Source organism: Bernardetia sp. ABR2-2B, from assembly GCF_037126435.1.
Lineage (GTDB): Bacteria > Bacteroidota > Bacteroidia > Cytophagales > Bernardetiaceae > Bernardetia.
In genome coordinates this window covers 3,271,695-3,298,686 of the sequence record NZ_CP147020.1, presented here as the reverse complement: position 1 = coordinate 3,298,686, position 26,992 = coordinate 3,271,695, and the positions used below count along the sequence as shown (strand labels likewise).

The window sequence follows — 26,992 nt, the reverse complement described above, 5'->3', positions numbered from 1 at the left end:
TTAATTTCACAAACCTAACTTTTACACTCCAAAAGAGTGTCCTACATTTTTATTACATTCTCCAATGATGTTTCGCAACAAAAAAAGTGAAGAAAAACTATATAAACTCAAAGACCTAAAAATTTATTCTTCCCCTGAATGGCTCGCTAATGGAATGCGAAAATACAGAACCGTTTTTGAAAGTATCGAAACGAGCTATTTGTATGTAGAACTTTCTTTTTATAATAAATTGTTTGATGTAGAAGAATGGGAAGCCGAATTTTTATTGAAATGTTACCGTTTGAGCAGCCGAAAAGAACGAGAAATCGTCTGTGAGATAAATGTAAATCAAGTTATTTCTCCACAACACAATATCGTAAATATTAGAGAAGGCTGGGGAAATGATGAAGTAGGTACTTTTTGGACACGAGGAGATTATATTTGGGAAGCGTATATCGATGGTGAAATTTTTGGAACAAAACCTTTTTATATAGAAAGTGGAGGTCCTGTAACTTCTCAAAACAATCCTTACTTTGAGATGCAAACTATAAAACTCTACGAAGCAACACAGGATGGAGTAGAAGAGGAAGATAGAGTGTATCATAAACAGTTTTCAGCTGCAGAATCAAGGTATATTTGGGTAGAATTTAATTTTGAAAACCTACAAGAAGATGATTTTTATTGTGAACTGACTTTTAATATTTACAATGAAACTCGCCAACTCAAAGGACAAACTATTGAAATAAAAAAAATAGAACAAGACGAAGATTTCATAGAAATAATTTCTGGTTATGGCTCTGATGCAAAAGGTTCTTGGGTTCAGGGACATTATACTGTTGAGGTTATTTTTATGGATAGGCTCATTGCAATCGTTCCGTTTGAAGTAGGGAAAAAATTTATAACAGGAAGCACAGTCATTTATCCTCCTTCATCATTCTTGACAGGAAGAGCTTATTCAAATCCAGCTAAGGAAAATGAAGAAGAGGAAACAGAAACCTATGAGCAAGTAGTAGAAAGATTGAATAATTTAGTTGGACTTCAAGACCTCAAAAAACGTATCCATGATTACACTTCTTATCTTCAGTTTACTCAAATCAGACAAGAAAAAGGGCTAAAAGAAGATAAAAATCTCAATCTGCATTTAGTTTTTAAAGGAAACCCTGGAACTGGCAAAACTACCATAGCTCAAATGATGGGCAAAATTTATCATCATCTAGGATTACTTTCAACAGGCGAACTGCACGAAGTAGGAAGAGCAGAACTCATCGGACAATACATCGGACAAACTGCACCAAAGGTAAAAGAAGTAATCGATAAAGCTAGGGGAGGTGTTTTGTTTATTGATGAAGCCTACTCGCTCGTTCGTTCGGGTGAGGACAGTAAAGATTATGGACAAGAAGTAATTGAGATTTTGGTAAAAGAAATTTCAGATGGAAAGGGCGATATTGCTATCGTTTTGGCAGGTTATACACAACCTATGGAACTACTTTTAGAGTCCAATCCTGGGTTAAAATCTCGTTTTCCTGTTCAATTTGAGTTTCCAGATTATACACCAAACGAGCTTTTAGAAATTGCACAGCTTACAGAAAAAGAAAGCGATTTGCAATTTACGCCAGAAGCCTTTCATATTCTCAATAAAAAAATTACAGAAGAATACAGAAAAAGAGATACTACTTTTGGAAATGCTCGTTTTGTCAAGACTACAATTAGAGAAGCCAAAATGAATTTGGGCGTTCGTATTATGAAAAGCGAAAACCCTAAAGATTTATCAAACAAAGACCTTTCAACAGTTAATGTGGCTGATGTAGCGCACCTTACGGCAGGAAAAACAGTTACTCCTCTTTTGCTTTCAATAGATGAAGAAGAGTTGCAGCGTTCGATGACAGAACTTCACGCTCTTGTCGGACTTTCAGAAGTCAAAAAACGCATTGATGAATTGATTGCCCTTGTTCGTTTTTATCAACAAACAGGTCGTGATGTTTTAAATCAGTTTTCGTTACATATGCTTTTCAAAGGAAACCCTGGAACTGGAAAAACTACTGTAGCTCGTATTCTTTCAACCATTTATAGAGCCTTGGGAATTTTAGAACGTGGGCATTTGGTAGAATGTGATAGACAAAGTTTGGTAGCTGGTTTTGTAGGACAAACAGCCATCAAAACACAAGAAAAAATCAATAGTGCTATTGGTGGAATTTTATTTATTGATGAAGCTTATGCGCTGACTTCCGACTCAAAAACACAAAACGACTTCGGAAAAGAAGCGTTAGAAACTATTTTGAAACAAATGGAGGATAAAAGAGGCGAGTTTATTGTGATTGCAGCAGGTTACACTCAAAATATGGAACAGTTTGTAGAGATGAACCCTGGTCTGAAATCTCGTTTTGATAGAACCATCATTTTTAAGGATTTGACCGTAGAAGAACTTTTAGAAGTTGCAGAAGGGTATTTTGAGAAAGAAAAATTGACTTTGACAGAAGAGACAAAAGAATATCTCAAAAATCAAGTTGCTGTTTTACATGCTCAAAGAGACAAATATTTTGGAAATGCACGAACGATTCGAACTATTGCTGGGGAAGCTGTTAGACAACAACATTTGCGTATGGCATCGCTCTCAATAGAAGAAAGAACTGAAAAAGTATTACAGACTTTAGAGAAACAAGACCTTGAAAAAGTCAATTTTGCTTATGAAGATTTGACAGGAAAGCGTAGAATGGGATTTAAAATGTAAAATAATTATTGTCTATGCTGTCTAACCGTCAATGAGGCTTTGCCGTCGTTGAGGATTTAAAAAACCTCGTTGACGACATAGTCTCAACGACGGCTAAAAGAATTATTTTAACCTATCCAAAATTTCATCATCTAACTTTATTTCTTCTTTCTTTGTATTTTTAAAAGTAACATTCAAAATTACGCCCAAAAGCATCAGACCAATTCCGATAGAAACATAAATATTAAAGACTTCGTGAAAAAATAAAAATCCAAAACCGAGTGCATAAATAATTCCCGTATAGCTCACACTTGCCACTCGTGCAGCTTCTTCAATCTGATAGGCTTTCGTCATGTATAATTGTGCAATTTGTGTCAAAACGCCTATCAATAAAAGGTAGAGCCAATCCAAACCAACAGGCATTTTCCATTCATAAAAAACACAATAAAGAGTAGCAATTGGCAGCGTAACAAGTGGAAAATAAAGAATTACCATAAGAGGATGCTCCGAAGTTTTGAGTTTTCTGATGCAATTGTAGGCACAACCAGAAAGAAAAGCTGATACGATTCCCATAATAAAATAAACAGTATCAACACGCTCATCAAAGCCTTTTACCATCGTTACTCCTACAAAAGAAATCAAGAAAAACAGCCATTGAAGAAGCACCAAACGCTCTCCCAAAATAAGCCAAGCAATTATCGCAGTAAAGATTGGAGCTAAATAATGTAGTGTAATTGCAGAAGCCAAAGGAATATTCTGAATCGTAGTAAAGAACAGAAATAGAGCTGTTCCTCCAAAAAGACCACGCAGAAAAAGAACTTTTTTGTTTGTTCCCAGTCCCTTTACTTTCTGCATTTTCAGTCCAACCACACAAATCACAAAGGAAACAGCAGAACGAAAAAGTATAATTTCCATCGCAGGAATATGAGGAAGCATTTTTACTATCAAATTCATTGTAGCAAATAACAGAACAGCAAAAAGCATATACAAGATGCCTTTTGTAATTCCGATTTTGGCAAGTAAATTATCAAGTTTTGAGGTAGAAACAGAAGAGGGAGTAGAGTTTTGCAAAGAATGTAATTTTGTGATTTTTACTATAAAAACTTTTCACAAAGGTAAGTAAGACAGAAGGAAATAGGACAAATACAGGCTAGAAATAACTAAAATTAAGTTATACACTACTTGAGATTAATTGATAAAGGTCTATCAAAAGATTTAGGCTTTTGGAAAGATAAATTGTATCTTGTTTTCTATTTTAAAACACTACTTTCTCCTCAAAACGCCATTATGCAACTCCTCTACCTTTGGATTGAAGACTATAAAAATATCAAACAACAAGGATTTAATTTTAGTCCCTTGTATGATTTTCATTTTGAGCCTACTTTTGATGAAAACGATAAAGAAAAGAAAATCGTTACTGGTGGAACTTTGATAGATAAAATGAAACCGACAGAGAAAACAACTAAGGAAAAGTTTTATAAGGATTTTTTCAAAGATGAAACAACAAAAAATACAGACTATGGAATAAGCAATGTTACGGCTATTGTTGGAGAGAATGGAGCTGGGAAGAGTTCGGTATTGGAGTTTATAAGAAAACTTGGGACTATATACATAGAAGATGTAGTAGAATTAAAATGTGTCATTTTAATGGAAGGTAAGGGTAAGTTGTACAAAGCACCAACCAATATAGAAGTATCCAACGATATTGATTTGATAGATATAAACAATTTTAGTATAGTAAATTACTCATATTCACTAGAAAACTTCATCAAACACGGAGTAGATGTGCATACTAAAAGAGCAAATTACATTGATATTTCGATCAATAATCTATTTTATAATTTAAAATCATTTGATGAAAATGGCAAGGTATCATTAAGTAATTACATTGACGATGAAAATTATTTACAATTTCTCTATTTCCTAGAATTTGGAAAATACTTTGGCTTTACTGGTGATGAATTAGCAATTTCAATATATTTCGAAAAAAGCTTTCAATCTGATATCATAAAAGAACTAATTGTAAAAGAAGTACAGTCGAACTCTCTTCAAGAAAACATATCAGAAAATTTTTATCGTTCTCTATACCTTAAAATTATGAAGAGTATAGAGTCTAGATATATACATGAAATTCTAAGTATGCAAAAGGCAAAAAATAGAGGTAATATTTTTTTGGATAAACTTTTTTATACCATTCGTAACTCTAAAGGAAACTATGAGAAATTGATAAATGATATAAAATTATTGTATGACTCTCAGGATGCAATTATCAAATATGACTTCCAAATTCTGCTTATTATTGAGCCAAGCAAAAAATTACTAAATATTCTACAACAAAGTAAACTTCAAGATAATCGCTTTAGTATAAAAACATCAAGTAATTTATTTTTTAAATTTATTGATATAGATAAAAAGATTCCTATTAAGTTTTATAGTTTAAATTTTGCTACCAATGGCAGTGTTATTTATTTAAGCTATGGAGAAAAAGCGTTAATGAAAACTTTTTCATTACTTCATCAAGTTAATGAACATATAGAACGTATTTGGTCTAATATACAATCTAGTATTGGCTCTTTCACTCTTCTCATAGACGAAGGCGAACTAGGTTTACATCCCCAATGGCAAAAGCAGTATTTAAAAATCTTGCTTGAGACTTTGCCAAAGATATTCCTAGAGAAAAAAATCCAACTTATTCTAACTTCTCACTCTCCTTTCTTGGTTTCTGACTTGCCGAAAGAGAATGTTATTTTTTTAGAAAAAGAAGACAATACAGGTTTGTGTAAAGTGTCCAAACTAGAGAGTATGAAAGAAACGTTTGGAGCAAATATTCATACACTTCTGACAGATTCGTTTTTTATGAAAGGTGGTTTGGTGGGGGAGTTTGCTCAAAGTAAGATTGATGAAGCCATTGATATTTTGAATGAAAGCGAACCTAAACAGAAAGAATTAGATAAATGCGAAATGATTATTTCAATGATTGGAGAGCCGATTGTAAAAAATATGCTACAAAAACTCTTGGATAGTAAACGCCTTCGAAAAGTAGATGAACATACTAGCGAAATTAAAGAAATGAGAGAGGAATTAAAAGAATTAAAAAAGTGGAAAAAGTTAAAAGAAGAGCAAGATAAAAAAAACAATAACGGTACTGACCTATAAAGGTATTTTGATAAAAGCATTTTTCTGACTTTGACAGTCCTTTTCAGAAGGCTGTCAATAGTTGGAAAAATAAACACTCTTGCGCTAAACTATTGTCAGAGTTATTTTGGATTACCAAAAACTACTGACAAAGTTTTTATTGACTGACCGATAAACTACCAATAAAATGATTCCAATACAACACCGAGATTTAGAAAAACTGGCGCAAAGGCATTGGGAAGCGATAAAAAATTATGCTGAAAAAGGAACGAAAAAATTTGATTTAAAATATTTTGATGATGCAATAAAAAAATATTTTGAGGGCATTACTTTTGAGCAAATTGTCCTTGCTTCTCCTAGTGAAATAGATGATTTAGTAGAGATTTGGAATGCTCATCAATGTAAAGACAAAGAAGATTTTCAGGGCTTTCTAACTTATTATGGCTACTTGACAAATGGTTTTGTTAGAAAAAAAGAAAATGATGAAGAAACAAAATATAGTTCAAAAGACATTGTAGAAAGTTTAAATATTTCAGTTTGTCCGTACTGTAACAGAAATTATATCAAACTTGTTGAAACAGAAAGAAAAGTAAAGGAGGAAATAGAGGTAACAAAAGAAGAGAAAGTAAAAATACGAATTGATGAATTAGACCATTTCTATCCAAAAAAGAAATATCCTTTTTTAGCTGTATCGTTTTATAATCTCATTCCAAGCTGCAAAACTTGTAATCAGACTTTTAAAGGAACAAAATTAGTTTCAGTAAATCCATATTCTAAAATAGAAGAGTTTAGTTTTGGTCTGAAAATCGAAAATTCAAAATTCTATTACGATAAAGATGGATTTTGTATTGATTATGAAAGAGCTAGAGAAGTTCTAAAAGAGAACTACAAAGTTTTTCATATAAAAGAACTTTATGACCAACACAAAGACCAAGTATTAGAGCTTATCCAAAAACAAATCACTTATCCAGATTCGTATATCGATGAGCTTTTTAAAAAATATGAAGGGACTTTTTTTAGAAATAAAGAAGACGTAATTCGCCATCTTTCCAACGGAATTATGGAAGAAGAAAATTTCCACCTTCGCCCACTCTCCAAACTTACCCATGATATTGCTCAGGAATTGGGTTTGTTGGATTGATTCAACCGTCAACGAGACTTCGTCGTCGTTGAGTAAATAATTTAATCCTCGTTGACGGCAACGCCTCAACGACGGTTATATTTAGGCATCTTCGCCTTCCTCCTCCCAAATATCCACATCAATCACATCAGAAAACGGAATACTTGCATCAAGCATTTGCTCTACTACCTTCTGTAAAAAGGTTTCTACTTCTGAAAGAAAACCATCTAGAGTCAAATCTTTTTCGGCTTTTAGCGCATAAGGCGTAAAATTGGAACTTAGCTTCCTAAAAAACCAAAAACCAGAAGCAATTTCGTATTCTTCTAGGCTAAAATCTGTCGGCAAATGCTTTATTTGTCCTGCTTGATAGGTTTTAATGAACAAATATTTATACAAAACAAGTTGAATAATTTTAGCTTTCTCATCACTCAAAAGCTGTTCGAAAGTATCGGCTTTTAATGCTGCTGCATCCATTTTTCCAGTTTTATAATCGATGACTTGTAGCTTTTTGATTCCTTCTTTTGTTGTAATTATATCAATTCTATCAGCCGTTCCGATAAGTTTTAAAGGGATTTTACGAATTTTTCCATCTATGGCAATATCAAACGAAATTTTGTGTGTTAGTTTTTGCTCTAGCGCAATCAGACGAATAGGAGCTTCTTCTTTCTGCAATCGCATAAACTCTGGTATCAAAGACTGTGTAACTTCTTTTAATAGAAAATTCTTTCCTGTATCGTGTATCACGCCACCAGCCAGTTGTGTGATTAGTTTTTCTACTAAGAGCTTTAAGTTTTCTTTGTCATTTCTTGTTTTGTCTAGCCACTCTTCGGTTACTTCTTTTCCTACCAACGGCTCAAAAAGTTCTTCCAACGCCTCGTGCATAACCTGTCCGTAGGTGTGCTGAAATAAATCTTCTTCCATCATTGGAGGTTCATTTAGTTTCAAAACTTTCTGCTCATAAAAGCGCATCGGCTCTTCCAAATAACGACTGATATAACTTGGCGAAAGTCCTTCCTCTGTCAGATATTTTTCTAACCTTTGAATGATGGCAGGTGTTTTTTCTACTTCTCTAGCACTATTTTCGAAGGTTGGTAAAGGCAATTCCAAACGAGATTCATAAAAACTGATATTCTCTAAAGGCGCAAGTTCGCTTTTTATTTGATTGACATAACGGCTCGGCTCTCCTCCACGCATTCCTTCCATATCAGAAGCATAAATGAGTGTTATTTTTTTGCTGCGTTGCAAAAGTCTATAAAAATTATAAGAATAGGCAGCATCGTCTTCGGTATGTGTAGGAAGTCCAAACTGCAAACGAATATCAAACGGAATGCTAGAAGTCAGAACTTTTCCACGAGGAAAAATCCCTTCATTTGCCGAAATAATAATTACATTTTCAAAATCTAAGGCTCTACTTTCCAACATTCCCATAATCTGAATAGGTGCAATCGGTTCTCCAGTAAATGGAATTTTTCTATCACGCATCAACTCTAAAAGCAATCTTTCAAAAGATTCTATCTTTAATGGAATACGTAATTTGCCTTTGCTTTGATTTTTAAATTTTTCTTTATTTGTTTTTCTATCTAATTCTTCATCAATTTCTCCAAAAATAGAATTTCCAATATGAGTTTCTTCATTTGGCGAATAATTAATTATCATTCTCTCAATCTGCTTCAAGAGCTTATAAAACTCAAACAAATATTCACTTTCCAATGAAAATTCTTCTTGTGTAAATCGGTGCGCTAGAGCTTCAATAATTTTGAAAAAAGAACGCAAGGCTTTATGAATATTTCCCGAATTATTTTCGTTATCTTTTTTCGTACTTACGCCCCAATCTTCGAAGAGCTGCCCATAGAGCCAACCGTTTTTCTTATAATCAGCTAACTCTTTTACAGAAAAATAAATTAAATTCTCCTCGTGCATTCGCTGCAAAGGTGGATTTTCGTCTTCATCAATCGGACGAATATAGGGATGCTGCAATATTCTTTGAAGGTCTTTGTGATAAACACTCAAAGGCTGGTCTTCATCTCGCAACATATTTTCTTGCGCCTGAAAAAGATTTTTGATAAGCGAAAAAAGTGGCGTATTTCTAAGCGAAACTCCCATCGTAATATTGACTAGCTTCTGAATATTTACGCCTTCACTACTTTTTGGAAGTGAGTAAAGCATCGGCAAAAGCATCGTTTCATCTGGTAATAAAACGGCTGTATGATTTCGTGCTTGTGAAAACTTAAAAAACTCATTTTTAGAAATCAGTCTTTCAATCATTTCGTTTAAAAGATGTCCTGCTGTTTTGGCTTGTGTAATTGTATTTACTACACTAATTACTTCAATTTCCTTCTTCTCTGTTTGGATAAGATTTTCTACAAAGCTAATTTCTTCTCGCCTTCCTTTTATAAATCCGTTTTGTCTAAATTTTCTAAAATAGTTTCCTGCTTCGTGCCATTTAGCATCAATATAAAACTTGTCCATATCCCAAAAAACTTTGGCTTTATTTAGCTTTAAAAGTTTTCTAATTATCAATTCTTCTGCTTTATAAAGCTGATTAAAACCAATAAAAACAGCACATTTTATTCTCTGTTCTTCCACTACTTGCTCCAAATTTTCATAGACATTACGAAATGCCAAACCACTATATGCACGTCCAGAACTCTCTAGTTTTTCTCTAAAATGATTGTAGGTTTTTTCTACATTCTGCCAAAAAAGATAGTATTCTGTAATTCTACTTAGCGAACTTATAGCTTCTTCTTGTCCCTCTTCTCCGTACATTTCGCCCCAACGCTCCATTGTCTTTACCTCATCCAAATACTCAAAAAGCTCGTGTGATTTAATTAAATTTCTATCAATCAAATTAAAATCTGAAAGCATCGTAATTGCCATCGGTGCAAAACGCTCAAGAGAACCAGCCACAGCCTTGTCAAAATTTTGGTACGAATCATAAAGCTCAAAGACAAGCGCACTTGTATCTTCAATTTCCAATCCAGAAGAACTCACAATAAAATCTTCTAAAGAAACTACTTTTGGCGAAAAAATGGTTTCTTCTGCTATTTCAGACAAAAATGTTTTGAAATACAGACAAGCTCTTCTTGTAGGAAGGACAATATGTAAATCAGAAATTTCAGTTTTCCATTCTTGATATAATTCGGTAGCTACTTTTTGAAGGAAAGAAGAAGATAAAGACATATATTTTTTGTAAAAATTATTTCATTTGTTTGGTAGCACAAATTACACATATTTATGCACTATGTTCTAATTATTTTAGATAGATTGATAAAAATTAGCAAAATTGGTTTTAGTGAAAATTTTCTTATTTTTAAGAAGTTTTAAACTTTTTATTTAAAACATTGCCAAATTTATTTTATCATTTAACTATTTAAGTTATGAATACCATTTCATTAAAATCAGTATTAGTTTGTCTTTTTTTGATTTTTAGCTTTGCTTCTTGTGGGGGTGCAGAGTCTAATAGCAACTCTGCTAAAGGCACAGCAGAAGGAATTACAGGTGAACTTACCCTAGAAAAAACGTCTTTCAAAGTAGGAGAAGCCGTTAATGTTACTTTCAATGTAGATAAGAAATTGGATAACAAACCTTGGGTTGGAATTATTCCTTCTGAAATAGCACACGGAGATGAAGATAAAAATGATCAGCACGATGTTGCTTACAAATACTTTGATAATCAAGAAAACGGAACATTGAATTTTACAGCTCCTAATAAAGCTGGGAAATACGATTTCAGAATGCATTCTACTGACAGCAAAGGAGTAGAAATTGTTTCTCTTTCGTTTGAAGTTACAGAGTAAACTGTTCTTTTTAATTTCCTCAAAAAATACCTGCTTAATCAAGTGTTTTTTGAGGATTTTTTTATGAGAACTGAGTAAAAAATAAATTTGATATGCCATCCAATTTTTTATAAAACTAAATGCTCAAGCCGTGAAATACTTATTCGTTATTCCATCTATATTACTGTTAATAGGAGTTTTTAATTCCTGTACAGAAAAAAAAGAAGAGGAAACAAGGCAAGAAAAACAAACTCAGTATAGAGTTAATAGAGGGCAAGTCGAACCACAGAGAGCAACAAGTACAAAAAAAACCTCTAAAACTCCTTCCCTGAAGGGAACGCTTTATCTAAAGGAGCATATTTTTGAGTCTAAAGAAAAAATTAAACTGACTTTTGTAATAAATCAAAGACTAAATAGGCACCCTTGGATTGGAATCGTTCCTTCTAAAATACCTCATGGAGACGAAGCTACAAATGACCAACACGATATTTCTTATAAATATTTTGACAATCAAGAAAATGGAGTTTTAGAATTTGAAGCTCCCAAAGAAATAGGAAAGTATGATTTTAGAATGCACTCCTCTGACAAAAATGGTATAGAAATTACCTATGTTTCTTTTGAAGTAGTAGAAAAGAACACTTTTATTGACCTTGATGGAGAGTTGAGTTTAGAGAAAACTTCATTTGCTCCAAACGAGAGAATTATGCTCAGTTTTAAAGTCAATAAAAAACTAAATCAGTATCCTTGGATTGGAATTATTCCCTCCGAAATTCCTCATGGAGACGAAGCTAGAAACGATAAATATGATATTTCTTATGATTATTTTACCAATAAAGAAAGTGGAGTTTTGAAATTTAAAGCTCCCAAAAAAGCAGGAAAGTACGATTTTAGAATGCACTCCTCTGATAAAAATGGTGTAGAGATTACTTCTATTTCTTTTGAAGTAATAGAGTAGATAAACTGTCTTATTATTTTTTTGAAACGATATTTCTCATAGACAAGTAATATTATTTTTTCTCTAACAATGTGCAGTATCTTGAATCTTTTTTGTATTTTTGTTATCTACTACTACGTAAATGATTGAACACTATATTTGTTCTTTTCAAATCATACCAAAAACTAAATTATTTTTAGATTAATTATTCTTTAATTTTATTTTTTTGTGATTTTGTGCTGCACTTTTATTTCTACCTTCGTACAAGGTATGATTCATTTTCTAACTATAATTAAATTTTTTACAGAAAAAATCCACAAAAAACCTTATCTTGTTCATTATCAATAATTTGAGTTAATAATCTATTGATTCTCATTAATAGTTTTTTTGTAAAAAGATATTTCAGTAATCATAAGTAAGCTAATTTATTTTGAGTTTTTTAAAATCTCGTGCAACCATTTTATACCTATTGTGGGTCTAATATATGAGTGAATTTCCTTTTATGTCAAAAATTTATGAACATAACGGAAGTCAATCCATTGAAAAAGTTGAGTACCAAACCAATCAAGAAGAAGAAATAGATACAGATAATGCGAACCAAGAAACTCGTGTTGCTTACATTCCTTCTTCTGAAGAAACTCAACTCATCAATGATTGCATCAAAGGCAAACGTCAGGCGCAACGTACTTTGTACGAACAATTTGCACCAAAGATGTATGCTATCGCAATGCGTTATGCAAAGACTACTTTAGAAGCAGATGATATTTTGCAAGAATCTTTTATTAATGTTTTTAAACATGTTGAAAGTTTTGAGCAGGATTGTCCGATAGAGTTTTGGATTCGCAGGATTGTTATCAATCAAGCACTCAAGTCAGGAAGAAACAAATATGATAAAGCCTTCAAAGAAGAAGTAACGGATATAAACTATAATTCAGAAGAAAATATAGTTTTAGACCAATTTGACTTAGAGGAACTTTTACAAGTTATTCGTAGACTGCCTGATGGTTTTCAGCAAATCTTTAATTTGTATGCCATTGAAGGATACAAACACAAAGAAATTGCCGAGCTATTAGAAATCAGCGTAGGAACATCGAAATCACAGTATGCACGAGCAAGAGCACAACTACAAGAAATGCTCTTGAAAGAAGATGAAAGTTATGAACAACTTCGGAGCTAACAACCGAAAGCAGTTGGATGGAAAGTTTGAAGAGCAGTTTAAGAATAAATTCGAAAATGCTCAATTTGCGCCACCTGCCCACTTATGGGAACAAATAGATGCAGCTTTAGATGCAAAGCCTTGGTACAAACGTCCTTTATTCTACTGGACTTCTGGACTAGTGGCAGCTCTTCTTCTGGTGGTTATGTTTTGGTTTACGTTGGTTTATGACAACACAAATACTCCTTCAAACAACGATATTGCAAATTCAGATAAAAATAAAATTGAAACTATTCAAAATGGCATAAATAATAGAGAAAACAATACAGAATCAAATCCAATTCAAAAAGATAATTCAGTAGCTACTTCTGATACAGAGAATCTCAATTCAAATTCTTCTACTTCAATTAATTCTGATAAAAATATTACTGACTCAAATTCAATAGATAATAACTCTACAACGAATACAGATAATAATTCTGATGTAGCAATTTCTGTTGTTGTAAATAATAAGCCTAAAAAAGACAAAACCCAAAAAGATAAAAATACAGATTTACAGACTGATAGTAATTCTGATAAAACAATTACAGAAACAAACACAGATTTAGCCTTAGTTGATGTCAAAGAAATTGACTGGTCAAAATATGTACCTGTTGGAAATCCTTATTTTGAACAAGAAGACGTTTTTATAAAGATAGACAGCACAGGCGAAGCTATTGCGAATAACCAGAACAGCAAAAACCCAACAGAAGATTCAAAAAAATCATCTGGAATAGCTCTTACTTTTGGTATCAATCATACACAAGGAGTTTATAGACCAAGCTTCAGAACTGATTCTCTTCATTCTGGTCTTACGGTTATTGAAGCTTATAGCTCAAACCTTGCTGACACACTTACACAAACAGCTATTAGTGGAACATATCAACAAACAGGTTTTGATGTCGCTTTAGCATTTGGTAAAAACAAACGTTGGAGCTTGAATACTGGCTTAGGAATGGGAAAGGCTACTTATTCTTTTGGTTCTACAAATTATGTTCGTCTTGATGTAGATTTGACTGATACATTGAACTTGAGAGAATTTCCCAATAATCAAGTGGAAGTAAATTATGAATGGATACAAGTTCCGATAGCTATTGGTTATCAGTTTGGAGAAAGCAGAGCTAAAAAATTTAGTGGTTTTGCACAACTCGGAACAGCCATAGAGTTTTTGAGTAATTCTTCTTACACAAGTGCTGATCCTGACTTTACGTATGCAATGGGAACTCATAGAAACACAAATACGCAAGTTTGGACACAAGTAGGAATCAATTACCACATTACCAATCGCCTTATGATTTGGGGGGGAGGAACATACAAATCTTCTCTTTCTTCATTGATTAATGAAAATGGAGTAACTTTTTCTTCACAAGCGTATGGTTGGCAAGTAGGAACTCGCTTTACGATTTTTAATAGTGGTAAATAACCCTCTTATTAGATAAAAATATATAAAAAGCCTATTCATTTTTTTAGTGAATAGGCTTTTTTGATTTTGATAAGATTGATTCACAAATAGACTAGAAATTGAATAAATTACTAAATTAGCTTCACTAGTTTAGCAGTTCGTAATTGAGTTTTAATACCAATTCTTTTTCAAAAATTTAATTGTTTTTTTACGAGCTTCTTTAGCTGTCGTTTCGTTGTAAGCTGGAGAACTTGGGTTTGCAAAAGCGTGGTCAGCTTCATATCCTAAAATAGTAATCGTTTTACCAGTTTCTTTCATTGATTTTTCAAATTCTTTCATTACTTTTGGCGTAATCCACTTGTCTTTGTTGGCATAGATTCCCAAAACAGGAGATTTGATTGTCTTGATTCTTTCCATATCTTTTTCAGGCATTCCATAATACATAACCGTTGCTTTGGTATAGTCATTTGCAATAATAGAACCTTGCAATGACCAACCACCACCAAAACACCAACCAATTGTAGCAATTTGTAAAGGCTGACTAGCATCTTCCATAGCCTTTTCTTTCGCATGTTTGGTTACAGCTTCAATGATTGCAGTAGCACGTTCATTGTCCATTCCTTGCATATATTTTTGAGCATCTTCTCTTTCTGTTGCCACTTTGCCATCATACAAATCAATAGCAATTACGTTTACTTTACAGCCAAAATCTTTGTAGTATTTTTCAGCTTCTTTTTTTACATAGTCATTCATTCCCCACCATTCGTGAAAAACAAATAAATATTTTCCTGTTGCTTTTTTAGATTTTACCATAAAAACATTCGCAGCATCGCCACCTTCTACGGCTACTTCGGACATTTCTCCATAGGCAGGAGTAAAATCAAAGGCAATCGGATTGGGATGTTTATTTACAAATTCTTTATCTGCCGTAAATTTGGCAAACTCATCAACGGCACAACACGCTTTATTTTCAAATTCTGAATCAGAGTTGTTAAATACTAAAAAGTAAGAACCTATTCCTGTAAAGACAGCAATAAGTGATAAAAAAAAATAGTTTTTTGAAAGCATCATTTTGTAATAGGGTTAAATTAAGAGAAAAGAAGAAGAATAAAAATTGAGTTTTTGAAATACCTATTCCGAACAATAAATAAAGCTAAGTTGTTTTGAAGAAAAATCTAAATTGATTATCTTTTATAGAAATAAATTAGAATGAGTAAACACATCAAAAAATCAGATTTACCTCAAAAAATATGTATTGTTTGTCAAAAGCCTTTTACGTGGCGCAAAAAATGGGAAAAAGTGTGGGACGAAGTAAAATATTGTAGTGAAAGATGTCGGCGCAATAAATAAAGCCAAATCAATAGTTCTTTTATAATTTGTATTTTTGTATAGAATAATCTCAACTAAAAGAAGAAAAAAATGTCCACACAAGAAAAATACTTAAATCCATTTACCGATTTTGGTTTCAAGAAATTATTTGGTTCAGAAGTCAATAAGGATTTATTGATTAGTTTTTTGAATGAGGTGTTACCACAAGAAGCAAAAATTGCTAATCTAAACTATCTCAAAACAGAACATTTAGGACATTCTCCTATGGATAGAAAAGTAATTTACGACCTTTATTGTGAAAATGATGAGGGAGAGAAGTTTATTGTCGAACTTCAAAAGGCAAGGCAAAAATACTTTAAAGAACGTACTATTTTTTACTCTACATTCCCTATTCAAGAACAAGCAAAAAAAGGGGCAGATTGGGAATTTGATTTGAAGGCTGTTTATACTGTTTCAATTCTCAATTTTTTATTAGAAGTTAACATATGTCCATATTCAAATCCCATTTTTTAATAAAGAAGAACACGAGTTAGAAACATTAGAAGATAAATGGTTCTATGTGATTCGTAATTTGCAACGCTTTCAAAACCGTCCTGTGGCTCTTCAGGAAAGAATATTTGATAAAGTTTTCAAAACAGCAGAACTTGCTCAATTTAATAAAAAAGAAAGAAGAGACTACGAAGATAGTTTGAAGTATTATAGGGATTTGAATAATAGCCTAAAGTTTGCCAAAGAGATTGCTTCAGAAGAAGGAATAAAACAAGGGCTAGAAAAAGATTTAGAAAAGGGAATTAAACAAGGCTTGGAACAAGGCGAAAGAAATAAATCTATCAAGACATCTGAAAAATCTATTTTGAAGGGTTTTGATTTTGAAGATATTGCTGACATCACAGGACTATCAATAGAAGAAATACAAAAAATAGCAGATTCACTAAAAAAATAATTCGAACTTATCCCTTCTCAAATAAGTTTAAAATAAACACTCACTAAAAATTAAATCAAAAAAATTATGTCAGGCAAGAAAAAAGAAATACAAAAGTCAGTTAGTATCAGAAATCGTAAGGCTTCTCACGAATATCATTTTATTGATATTTATCAAGCAGGAGTTGTCTTACAAGGAACTGAAATCAAATCTATTCGAATGGGAAAAGTTACGATAAGTGATGCCTTCTGTTTGTTTATTGGAAATGAATTATTTCTTCGTAACCTTCATATTTCACAATATGATAAGGGAAATATCCATAATCACGAGGAAAAAGCAGATAGAAAGTTACTTTTGAAACGAAAAGAACTCAAAAAACTTCAATACGATGCTCAAGATGTAGGTCTGACAATCATTCCAACAAAGGTATATGTCAATGCTAGAGGACTTGCAAAAATAGAGGTCGTACTTGCAAAAGGTAAAAAGCTATATGATAAACGCCAAGACTTGAAAGCCAAAGATGCAAAAAGAGAAATCGAACGCTTCTAAACAATTACCAGTCAGTAGAGATCAATTAATTTTAAATACTTTTTTATCTATGAATAAACAACCTATTTTAGATTTATTGCAAGATTATCAAACTTCATTTTCAGAAGAAATAGAATTTCAAAAACAAATGATTGATTTTTTAGAGCAAAACAATGATTTTGCTTTGCGTTCTAATCTAACTGGACAGCTTACAGGTTCGGCTTGGATAGTCAATAAAAATCGTACGAAAGTGCTTCTTATTCATCATAAAAAAATAGGTAAATGGCTACAAATCGGTGGACACATAGAAGAAACTGACAAAACAATTGAAGAAACTATTCTGAGAGAAGTAAGAGAAGAAAGTGGTCTTAAAGATTTAAAGCTACTTTCTTCTCATATTTATGATGTTGATATTCACACTATTGCTCAAAAAAAAGAAATCGCAGAGCATTTGCATTTTGATGTTCGTATGATTGTAGAAGCTGATGAAAATGAAACATTAACTCCTCAAGATGAAGAGATTTTGGCTATAAAATGGTGTTCTAAAAATGAAGTTCTAAATTTGGCAGAAGCAACTCATTCTATTAATCTATCTATGAAAAGAATGATTGATAAAATGAAGCATTTTACTATTTAATGTGATTCTTATCAAGCTGAAGAGATAAGCTATATTATCTCAAAATAGCTTTTATTTTCATCGTTCTGATAGGTTTTCTAGGGTCATTACAAATTACAGTTAGCGAACGAACATATGTCCCTCTATCTTCTGGCGTTTGAAAAATTACTTTTACAATCGCATTGCTATGTGGCGAAATCTGATTCCATTCTGATTTTTCTGTAATTAGTTTGCAGCCATACCCTTCTATTATTCTATGCACTTTTAAAGGCATATTACTTTCATTTTTTAGTACAAAGGTAGCTTCTAAAGAATCTTTGCCATTTAAGTTTTTGAGATAGTGACTTCCCAAGTTGATATAATCATCTTCAACTTTGAGTTCTGGGTAAGCCTCTAACATTTCGATATTTAAAGCTGGAAAATACTCTTCTACATTAGCTGTTACTTTAAAATCTAATTTTATAGTTTTTTTATTTTGTTCTCCAAAAAGAGTTATTATGTCTTCTAAGTAACCAAAATCATTTTTTAAAAGTGGGTCATAGATAACATAAATAGCACTTGTTTCTCCAGCTTTCAGGATATGAGTAGAATCAAAGCGCACTTGTAGATGGTTTGGCATTTCCATCTTTCCTGTAAAAACAACATCTTCTTTACTTGAATTATAAAACTCAAACTTCTTAGTCATAGGAACTTTATTCAATACATTTCCAAAATGTAAATACTTAGTTCGTGTACGTATTTCTGGTGTTTTTTCTACTGTATATTTAAAATCTCTATTTTTATTCAAAACGGGTTGTAATTCTCCCTTTAGCATTAGTGTTTGCGTTCCTGCTTTATCTGTTTTGATGGTAAACACTTTGGCAAAACTTCCATAACTATAAGGCAAAAAAACTACTTCTACAAAGCTACGCTCCTCTTTCTGTATAGCCATTTTTGTGGTTTCATTTGAAAAACTACAAGCACAATCTGTTGAAATATCTAGTATTTTAATTTCATTTTCTGTGTTGTTTGTAAAATAAAAACGATGTGTAAGTGTATCTTGAAATTCTACTTTTCCAAAGTCAAACTCTGATTCTTCAAAATCTAAGGTAGAGTTTTGAGCAAAACTTGGTATTGAAGTAAATGAAAAAACAAAACTGAAGAAAAATAACAGAAAAAATTTAGAAAATAGAGAAGATGAAAATACTCCTTGTAACGTAAAGTGGATTTTGTACATAGCTGATTACTTATTAACTTGTCTTTATAAAATGGGTATAAATTGTTGTTTCTAAAAAAATGATAGAAGATAAGGATATTTAGAAGCAAACATAAAATTATCTTTATTAGATATATCTTATGAAAATCAGTCTAATTGATTTTCATATAAAGCAATATTATGGATTCGAATACAAAAGTAACAAAAAACAACTTTGAAGGTGCTAATTTTTTATTGGTAAGTTGGGTAGATATGGTGTCTAACTTTTCTCTTCCTGAAGATAAAAATATAGAAATATTTACACTTTTAGGCTCTCAATATAAAGAAAATACTCGTCATTATCATAACTGGGAACACATAAAAGCAATGATTAAAGGCTTATATGATTATCCAGATGAAGTTAATGACACACTTTCTATTGAATTAGCCATTTGGTTTCATGATGCTATTTATGTTCCACTTCGTAAAGATAACGAAAGCAGGAGTGCAAAATTTTTTCAAGAACAACTATCTCCTTACTTACCTATCGAAAGAGTACGAAAAGTGATGAATTATATTGAAGCTACCAAAAATCATTCTAAAACTTCAGATAGAGATTTACAAGTGCTTTTAGACTTAGATTTAGCTATCCTAGGTCAATCAAAATCTATATACAAAAACTACTCTAACCAAGTAAGGGAAGAGTTTGGTTATGTTCCAAACTTCTTATATAAGCGAGGACGAAAATTGGTTTTAAAGAATTTTTTAGAGCGATCTATCATTTATCAAACTTCGTTTTTTAGAGAGCAATTAGAAGAACAAGCAAGAGAAAATATTAGAGAAGAATTAGAGAGTTTATAAAAAAAATCATCAAATAAAGCTAAAAACTTCTATAAAGTAGTATTCGCTATCTAAAAATAGTGCATACTACTTTTTTGCTTTACGCATATTTTTTCGACATAAAACTGTGCTTTTCAAGCGATTAAATTCTTTTTTTTTCCTTAAAGCTAACTTAACAATTGATATAAATTGAAATATTTTAAGTTTTTATAAAACAAAACAAAGGCTTCTATTTGGAGCATAAAATAATTACGAAAAATATTGAATTTATTAGTACAAAACTGGCTTTCAGAATAACCTTTTGGTATTGTTTTCTCGTTTAACAAAGTAAGAACATAAAACGATACTTTAACAAAAACATATCTATATAAAATACTACTACCAAAATAAACTACCAAAACACTATGAATAAGACGATTTACTTTACACTAATTCTATTGGGTAGCGTCTTTAGTTTTTCAACTTTTACTAATTTCACTTATGCCCAACACGAAGGTTTAGATTGGTTTGCTAATGGCGAACGTCATAAACAACAAGCTCGTTATGATTTGGCTCTACAAGAGTATGATAAAGCTGTTCAGCGAGAACCACGCAACCATCTCTATATTTATTCGAAGGCGCAATGCGAGTATCAACTCAAAAAGCCAAAAGAAGCAGCACAATCATTGAGTTATGTCATTCGTTTGAATAGCAATTACTCTCCTGCTTATGCCTTACTTGCAAAGATTTATGCAGACCAAAACGATAATGCAAAAGCAGCTCAACTCTATGATATTGCAGCACGTTATGAAAAAGAAAAGGAGAAAAAGCAGTTTTATCGCTTCTTTGTCATCAAAGAAAATTTAGCCAAAAAAAATTGGGCAACAGCTTATGAAAAAATTAAAGTAACCAAAACTGAATTTCCTGAAAACCTAGAGCTTTATTACTTAGAATCTCAAGTAGCCAATAATTTAGGACAATATAGAGAGTCCATTAAATCTATTGAGACAATTGAATCCAAAATTGCTACTATGCACCCTAGCGAAAATGCTCGTTATTATTATCAAAAAGGATATGCCTATTATCATTTAGATAATTTTGAAGAAGCTTTCAAGACGTGGTCAAAGGCAAAATATGGTAACTTCAAAAATAAGATTGAAGAGTTTTCTCCTGCTCGTTATGCCTATCTAGCAGAAGCTTATGTAGAGGTTCGTCAGTTTAATGAAGCACAGGCTTATGCACAACAAGCTTTAAAAATAGACCCTAATAACGCAAGTGCTTATTTTACACTTGCTAACCTACAAGACAGCAAAGCAACAGCAAATGTAGATAAAACATTAGAACTATATTATAATGCAGCTAAGTTTGAAAAAGATTTGAAACGTAGTACACAGATTTATGAGCAGATAGCACGACTAGAACTCTCTAAAGATAATTATGATAATGCACTAAAAGCATCACAAAATGGCTTAACATTTAATTCAGCAAACAAAAACTTACTTTATCTGAATGGACTTACTCTTTTTCATCTTCATAAGCATCAAGAAGCTGCAGAAGCACTTCAAAAAGCACTCGCTCAAATGAGAGACCCTATCGAACATTCTCGTTGCATGTTTCTATTAGGATTAGTTTATCGCAATGGTAATAAATTGGATATTGCCCTTAGAGCATTTGCTAATGTAAAGGCACAACCTTTTAAGATTGCAGCTACTAATGAAGTCAAATTAATACAACAAGCTACTGAAGGCGAAGAAGAACTATAATATTTAAAGATAACTTTCACTTACTACTATTACTATCTAAAGTCATTTTTTATAATTGAATCATTACGATTTGTTTATATAAAGTGGCTTTTTTTATTGAGCATAAATAAACAGCTTCTAAAAAGGATAACCAATAGCAATATTGAGAACTAAATTATCTCTACGCCACTTTCTGTCTCCAAAGTCTGTCTGTCTTCTTACCCAACGTTCATTTTCTGGAAGCCACGGTTTGCTAACAGGAAAGGCAACATCAAAACGAAGTACAAAAAAGGTAACATCAATACGAAGTCCTGCCCCCACACCCACAGCAATATCATCTATTAAATCTTTAGCCTTAAATAATCCTCCCTCACGATTTGGGTCTTCTCTAACTAGCCAAACATTACCAGCATCTGCAAAAACAGCACCTTTAAAAACACTATAAATTGGAAAACGATATTCAATATTTGCTTCTAAGCGCATATCTCCTGTTTGGTCATAAAAAAGCCCACTTGTACTATCCTTTGAGATATACGAACCCGGACCAATAGAACGAGCTTGAAAGGCACGAATACTATTTGCTCCACCTGCAAAAAACTGTTTAGTATAAGGCAAAACATCAGCATTTCCATAAGAAGCTCCTATACCAGCAATAAAACGAGTGGCTATTTTGTGATGAGTTTCTTCGTTAAAATTGAGATAATACCTAAAATCTATATCTGCACGAGCATATTGGGCATAAGGCTCACTAAAAATTGTATAAGGATTTGAACCACTAGATTTTCTTGACACAAAAATACTTTGAACACTATGTATTAGATTTCCACCTATATCAATATTTCCATTAAAGAAAATATGATTCTTATTTTTTCTAGCATTCTCATCTACTTTGGCTGCACTTTGATAAGTAAATGAATAATTTCCACCCAAAATAAATTGATTTTGAAAACTTCGCTGTAAGAGTGGATTATCTCCAATGGCTTCATTAAAAAGACTTGTTGTGTCCATCAAACGAACATAATTTATAGAAACTGGATTAAAACGGTGTCTTTTTGTAGCTGTTTCTTGCCAGTCATAACCAAACTGTGCTGTTCCTGAAAGAAGTTTAAAATAATTTACACGACTCAATAACCGAACTTCACCTTGATAAACTGTCTTTGGAACATACTCTTGAGCTAGACTAGGGATTTTGAAAGGTACAATAAAACGAGGTACGTAAAGCTCTAAACCTGCTCCAATTTCATACGAATAAAGTCCGTTTTGTTGATTGGGTTGTTCTATATTTTGATTACTATTTCGTCCACTTATTTGCGTTTCGAAACGTCCATCAAGACGAACTACTAAAAGTTCTGCACCACGAAAGGCATTTTTGTTTCTATAACTCAAATTAATACCTGGACCTGCAAAATTATTTGATTTGGAAACTACATCCAGCTCTGCCCTCAATGATTTCCTTTTCGAAGGAACCATCTGAATATAAGCATCTAAATAACCTTCATTGCCTAAAGAATCAATAGGTTTATAGCGAATATCTGCAAATTTTAAAGCTCCTAATCCCATAAGATGTTTTAGTGTTTGCTCGTGTCTTTGAGCAGAGTAAAGTGTATCTGGCTCTAAATAAATAGAACGACTAAGAATTTCTGGACGAAATGTGCAGTTTTCCATTAAGCAATAATAAGAAGAATCTCCTTCTAACTTTCCTATACGTTTCAAACTAGAAGGACTTTTTATAGTATCCATTCCCATTTGATAATTGGGATATAAAAATACATTACGGATTCGGTACGGCTTTCTAGCAATATCAGGCATTTTATCTTTTACCTGCATATAAATATTCATCTTACGATTTCCGATAGTAGAATCTACTTTGTAGATGATAAATTTATCACTAAAATAGAAATAGCCTTTTTCTTTTGCATAATCATTTAACCTTTTTCTTTCTTGTTCTAGAAGAGCAAAATTATAAGGGTCTCCTTTTTTGATGAGTGTTTCCTTATAAGCATTGTTTAAAACATTTCCCAAAGGATTAGGCTCTTCTGGGAAATTAATAGAATCTAATATATAAGGTTGATAAACGGTAGCTCCATAAATTATCTCTGCTGTTTTTCCCTTTTGCTTTATCTCTACTTCTGTTTCTGCTTGAAAATGTCCGTTTGATAAAAGCCTATTCAAAACCAACAAACGAACACGCTCTTCATTTATATCTTTCACTAAAACAGGAGGTTTTCCTATTTTAGTCATTACCCAATGCTTAAAGCCTTTTTCTTTTTCTGTATAAAATGTATTATAAAAAGCCAATTGAGGACGCATCCACAAAAATTTGGTATTGGGTTCTGGAGCTATAACTTCCTCTGATTCAGCCTTTACTCGTTTTTCTTGAGGAATATCACCTTCTTTTTCCTCCCACTTAATTTCACTTCCTGTGTATAAAGGATTTTCTTTGGTAATTTTGCTAAGACCAGTACAGCCACTATTTATTGAAATACTAACTAAAACAAAACAAAAGATAGAAAATGTTGAAAAAAAGCGAGGTACGAAAAGATAAAAAATGTTTCGCATTTGATAAAATGAGGATTAAGCTATAAAAACGAAGGAAAACAATATGACAAACTACAATAGTTTTTTACATAAACTTAAATATGTAGATTTTGTTTGTTTAATAAAATAAGTTGGAAATTAATTATTGATACTACCTTTTTGATTTCAACAACTTTTCTAACTTTCTAAAAGACTAAGACATTTTAGACAAATATTTTTAGGATATATTATTGATGAAAGTCAAGATACAGGAGGGTATTCATTTGAAATTGAGAATACTAATTTGGAAGTTGTTTAAGAATGGGCTTTGTAGATATATTTGTTGGTGTCGCTACGCTAAAACACCAACAAAGGCTGTGTTATTTTTCCTTAGAACTGGGTTTGCAAACCCAGTTCTAAGGAAAAATGAGTATTCTTAAACAACTTCTTGGAGTAAAAAACAATATTATTTTAGAAAAGTTAATCAAATATAATCCTACTCTGAAAAAGGGTTCTATTTTTTTATTTTCAATTAAAACTATTTTTTTAACTTTACTGATTATGAAATTTATCGTTCGAATAACATTTTTTTTCTGCCTTCTATTTTATATTTCTTTTGCTGCTTCTGCTCAATTTATGGCTGATGCAGAGTTCAATATTCTAAGCACAGGCTACAACAAAATTCAAGTTTCGGGAACAGAAGGAACACGTTTTAATGTTGTAGAGGGAGGAAATGGAGAATTTGACAACCCTACTTCCTTGACTTTACGTTTACGTGCTGGTTATCGCTTCAAAAATCGTCATAATGTTTTTGGACTTTTTGCGCCTTTACAAATTTCTTATAACGGAAGTTTTGATAGAAATACTCGCTTTTTTGAGAAAGATTTCTTGCCTTTGATAGATACAAAAGTCAATTATCAGTTTAATTCGTATCGCCTTACCTATCGTTATGATTTTGTGGTAACTGATAAAGTGCGTTTGGGTGCTGGTCTGACAGGAAAAATACGTGATGCGTATATTGAAGTTGAACAAAACGGGCTTTCTTCTAAAAAAACAAATATTGGTTTTGTACCTCTCATAAACTTATATGCTGCCGTAAACCTAAATGAAAAAATAGGTCTCATGGTAGAGGGCGATGGACTAGCTTCTCCACAAGGACGAGCATTTGATTTCGAATTAGCTGCCTTTTATAGGATTACAGAAAATATAAACCTTCGTTTTGGATACCGTATTTTGGAAGGAGGCGCAGAAAATGATGAGGTTTATAATTTTACACTTGTCAATTATGGTTTGATGGGAATGAATTATAATTTTTAAGACTAAAAATATATTTATCAGCATGAAGGCTAATTTACTCTCATAGACAAACGTAATACCAACTCATTTTTTTAGTGTGATTAGCTACTGTAAGAAAAATGTTTTTTTAAACATTTTTTAAGAGCTTGTGTTTAAAATCAAGTATAGGCAGCAAAACTTTCAGATTTATTTTTCAAACTTCTATTTTTTATTTAAACTGTCAGTAAATTTGCTGCATCATTTATCTGTAAAAATATATTCATTACACTATTTTTAAAATCTATTTCAATTATTTTCTCCAACTTATTGAAATGGCTTTACTATTTTTAGCTAACTTGTAACTTATCAATTTTTTATTTAATCCGTATTTTTTAACTACAACAAACCCTATTTTTTGTTATGCAAAAGAACAAATCAATTCGCAAATGGTATTTCCGTCTAAGTTTTTATCTAATGATTCTCTTAGGAATGGGAACTACCCTAACTACTACAAGCTGTAAAAACAAACAGAAAATTGCAGCCGAACAAGCTGCAGCAGAGAAAAAAGCAAAAATTGAAAAAGCAACTAAAGACTTACAAGCCGTTTTAAACGACACTTCTATGTCTGCTGAGGAGCGTCAGAAGAGAATTGATGCTATCAAAGCAATGAATGTTGATGACCCAACTGTAAAAGACCTTATCGCTCAAGCTGAGCAGAGTGTAAGAGAGCAGCGCATCAGAGAAGAAGAAGAGAAGCGTCAGAAAGAAGCAGAGGCAGAGGCGAGTAAGAAAAGCAAAACTATCAAAGATTTCTTTTCTGAAATTGCTAATGCAAAAGATGCAAATGCAGCAAATGCTTCTATTCAAAATGCACTCAAATTATTTACTTCTCCACAAGCTCCTGTATTGATTATCATTGCAGAAGAAGGAGGCGAAAAAGATTATGATGAGCCAACAACTGCTGAAAAATACCTAAACTTCATCAAAGACCAAAAGAAGATGAATCACAAAGTAGTGAGCATTGGTACAGATGCAAATGGCAAAATCAAACTTTTAGAACTTAGCAACTAATCTATAATTGAAAGTGGATAATTAATAATTGGCATAGTTTTTTGCTTTTCCTTTGTTAGTTATCCATTAGTATTTAACTTTTTCAACTAAAAAAACTTTTCAACTCATTATATCTAATACAATGAAAAATATAAATAAAATTCTTTTCTCATTTTTGTTCGTTTTTGCTTTTATAGCAGTAGATTCTTCTGCTTTTGCTCAAACAAATGCAGACCTTAGTCCTACTCGTAAACGTGCTATCGATTCTCTTGCACTTGAAAAAGTAAAAGATTTGAGCCGTTATATTTCTCTTATCGGAAACAAAGAAACTCAATATTCGGAAGCAATGCGTGTCATTGACCGTGCGATGGAATTGTTTTCTGATGGCGCAGAAATGGGCGTTTCTTCCGTAAACTCTAAAGCAATTCGTTATTATGGTGTTCGTAAATATTTTGACCGTTTGATGGCTCTTAATTACGACCAAGTAGAAATTGATTGGTTTAATATCCAGTATATTTCTGACCTAGAAAAGCAACCAGACGGACGTTATGTAGGTGTAATTACTATCTTCCAACGTTTTCAAGGTAAATCTGCCGATGGTTTGGTTCAATATTCTGATGTTACTAAAAAGGACATTACTGTTTATGTAGAACGTAAGAAAACCATTATTGCAGGTCGTGAAATCGGTTTTTGGGATGTTCTTTTAGGCGATGTTCGTGTAAGCGAAACTAGAAGAAATTAATATTTCAAATTAAAAATTATCAATTACGAA

General features: G+C 32.2%; 20 protein-coding genes and 1 pseudogene. 16 read left to right on the top strand and 5 right to left on the bottom strand.

Annotated features, from left to right (window positions below; translation table 11 throughout):
• Positions 1-67 precede the first annotated feature (67 nt).
• Positions 68-2,707 carry an AAA family ATPase gene (locus WAF17_RS13995; RefSeq protein WP_338760650.1) on the top strand — a complete coding sequence of 880 codons (2,640 nt, stop codon included), beginning with the start codon at positions 68-70 and terminating at the stop codon, positions 2,705-2,707.
• A 102-nt stretch (positions 2,708-2,809) separates the two neighbouring features.
• On the opposite strand, the gene WAF17_RS13990 is transcribed toward WAF17_RS13995, so the two are convergent.
• Entirely contained in the window at positions 2,810-3,757 is a 948-nt protein-coding gene (locus tag WAF17_RS13990) for a DMT family transporter (protein ID WP_338760647.1), read from the bottom strand.
• A gap of 216 nt (positions 3,758-3,973) precedes the next feature.
• Here WAF17_RS13990 and WAF17_RS13985 point away from each other — a divergent pair, with 216 nt between their 5' ends.
• Positions 3,974-5,842, top strand: a complete 1,869-nt coding sequence (locus WAF17_RS13985) for an AAA family ATPase (RefSeq protein WP_338760644.1) — start codon at positions 3,974-3,976, stop codon at positions 5,840-5,842.
• Between the two features lie 166 nt (positions 5,843-6,008).
• A complete protein-coding gene (locus WAF17_RS13980; protein ID WP_338760641.1) occupies positions 6,009-6,962 on the top strand; it encodes a hypothetical protein in 954 nt (317 codons plus the stop codon).
• An 81-nt stretch (positions 6,963-7,043) separates the two neighbouring features.
• On the opposite strand, the gene WAF17_RS13975 is transcribed toward WAF17_RS13980, so the two are convergent.
• Positions 7,044-10,121: a PD-(D/E)XK nuclease family protein gene (locus WAF17_RS13975; RefSeq protein ID WP_338760638.1), complete on the bottom strand. Its 3,078-nt coding sequence runs from the start codon at positions 10,119-10,121 to the stop codon at positions 7,044-7,046.
• Positions 10,122-10,318: 197 nt separating this feature from the next.
• On the opposite strand from WAF17_RS13975, the gene WAF17_RS13970 reads away from it, so the two are divergent.
• The 4 genes from WAF17_RS13970 (at position 10,319) to WAF17_RS13955 (ending at position 14,269) form a co-directional block, all read left to right on the top strand.
• The gene (locus WAF17_RS13970; RefSeq protein WP_338760635.1) at positions 10,319-10,738 is read left to right on the top strand and encodes a hypothetical protein; all 420 of its coding nucleotides are present in this window, start codon (positions 10,319-10,321) and stop codon (positions 10,736-10,738) included.
• A gap of 130 nt (positions 10,739-10,868) precedes the next feature.
• Entirely contained in the window at positions 10,869-11,672 is an 804-nt protein-coding gene (locus tag WAF17_RS13965; RefSeq protein WP_338760631.1) for a hypothetical protein, read from the top strand.
• A gap of 481 nt (positions 11,673-12,153) precedes the next feature.
• Positions 12,154-12,828: an RNA polymerase sigma factor gene (locus WAF17_RS13960; RefSeq protein WP_338760628.1), complete on the top strand. Its 675-nt coding sequence runs from the start codon at positions 12,154-12,156 to the stop codon at positions 12,826-12,828.
• Entirely contained in the window at positions 12,809-14,269 is a 1,461-nt protein-coding gene (locus tag WAF17_RS13955) for an outer membrane beta-barrel protein (protein WP_338760625.1), read from the top strand. Before WAF17_RS13960 ends, WAF17_RS13955 begins: the two co-directional genes overlap by 20 nt.
• Before the next feature lie 150 nt (positions 14,270-14,419).
• On the opposite strand, the gene WAF17_RS13950 is transcribed toward WAF17_RS13955, so the two are convergent.
• Positions 14,420-15,319, bottom strand: a complete 900-nt coding sequence (locus tag WAF17_RS13950) for a dienelactone hydrolase family protein (protein ID WP_338760622.1) — start codon at positions 15,317-15,319, stop codon at positions 14,420-14,422.
• Positions 15,320-15,457: 138 nt separating this feature from the next.
• Between WAF17_RS13950 and WAF17_RS13945 the strand changes: the two genes are divergently transcribed.
• From WAF17_RS13945 to WAF17_RS13930, 4 genes and pseudogenes are all read left to right on the top strand, one after another.
• Entirely contained in the window at positions 15,458-15,598 is a 141-nt protein-coding gene (locus tag WAF17_RS13945; protein ID WP_338760619.1) for a DUF2256 domain-containing protein, read from the top strand.
• Positions 15,599-15,667: 69 nt separating this feature from the next.
• A pseudogene (locus tag WAF17_RS13940) lies at positions 15,668-16,520 on the top strand (PD-(D/E)XK nuclease family transposase).
• Positions 16,521-16,586: 66 nt separating this feature from the next.
• Positions 16,587-17,048, top strand: coding sequence for an SsrA-binding protein SmpB (gene smpB, locus WAF17_RS13935; protein ID WP_338760616.1), 462 nt, complete (start codon positions 16,587-16,589; stop codon positions 17,046-17,048).
• Between the two features lie 49 nt (positions 17,049-17,097).
• Positions 17,098-17,664: an NUDIX hydrolase gene (locus tag WAF17_RS13930; RefSeq protein ID WP_338760613.1), complete on the top strand. Its 567-nt coding sequence runs from the start codon at positions 17,098-17,100 to the stop codon at positions 17,662-17,664.
• A gap of 34 nt (positions 17,665-17,698) precedes the next feature.
• Here the strand turns inward: WAF17_RS13930 and WAF17_RS13925 are convergent, their stop codons facing one another.
• Positions 17,699-18,859: a DUF1573 domain-containing protein gene (locus WAF17_RS13925; RefSeq protein ID WP_338760610.1), complete on the bottom strand. Its 1,161-nt coding sequence runs from the start codon at positions 18,857-18,859 to the stop codon at positions 17,699-17,701.
• A 159-nt stretch (positions 18,860-19,018) separates the two neighbouring features.
• Between WAF17_RS13925 and WAF17_RS13920 the strand changes: the two genes are divergently transcribed.
• On the top strand, positions 19,019-19,678 hold the full coding sequence (locus tag WAF17_RS13920) for a hypothetical protein (protein ID WP_338760607.1): 660 nt from the start codon (positions 19,019-19,021) through the stop codon (positions 19,676-19,678).
• A 383-nt stretch (positions 19,679-20,061) separates the two neighbouring features.
• Positions 20,062-21,399 carry a tetratricopeptide repeat protein gene (locus WAF17_RS13915; protein WP_338760604.1) on the top strand — a complete coding sequence of 446 codons (1,338 nt, stop codon included), beginning with the start codon at positions 20,062-20,064 and terminating at the stop codon, positions 21,397-21,399.
• A gap of 117 nt (positions 21,400-21,516) precedes the next feature.
• Here the strand turns inward: WAF17_RS13915 and WAF17_RS13910 are convergent, their stop codons facing one another.
• Positions 21,517-23,937, bottom strand: a complete 2,421-nt coding sequence (locus tag WAF17_RS13910; protein WP_338760602.1) for a BamA/TamA family outer membrane protein — start codon at positions 23,935-23,937, stop codon at positions 21,517-21,519.
• A gap of 519 nt (positions 23,938-24,456) precedes the next feature.
• Between WAF17_RS13910 and WAF17_RS13905 the strand changes: the two genes are divergently transcribed.
• The 3 genes from WAF17_RS13905 to WAF17_RS13895 all read left to right on the top strand — a co-directional run bounded on the left by WAF17_RS13905 (position 24,457) and on the right by WAF17_RS13895 (position 26,962).
• A complete protein-coding gene (locus WAF17_RS13905) occupies positions 24,457-25,212 on the top strand; it encodes a hypothetical protein (RefSeq protein WP_338760599.1) in 756 nt (251 codons plus the stop codon).
• 378 nt (positions 25,213-25,590) lie between these two features.
• Positions 25,591-26,241, top strand: a complete 651-nt coding sequence (locus WAF17_RS13900) for a hypothetical protein (protein ID WP_338760596.1) — start codon at positions 25,591-25,593, stop codon at positions 26,239-26,241.
• Between the two features lie 121 nt (positions 26,242-26,362).
• The gene (locus WAF17_RS13895) at positions 26,363-26,962 is read left to right on the top strand and encodes a hypothetical protein (protein ID WP_338760593.1); all 600 of its coding nucleotides are present in this window, start codon (positions 26,363-26,365) and stop codon (positions 26,960-26,962) included.
• Positions 26,963-26,992: the final 30 nt, after the last annotated feature.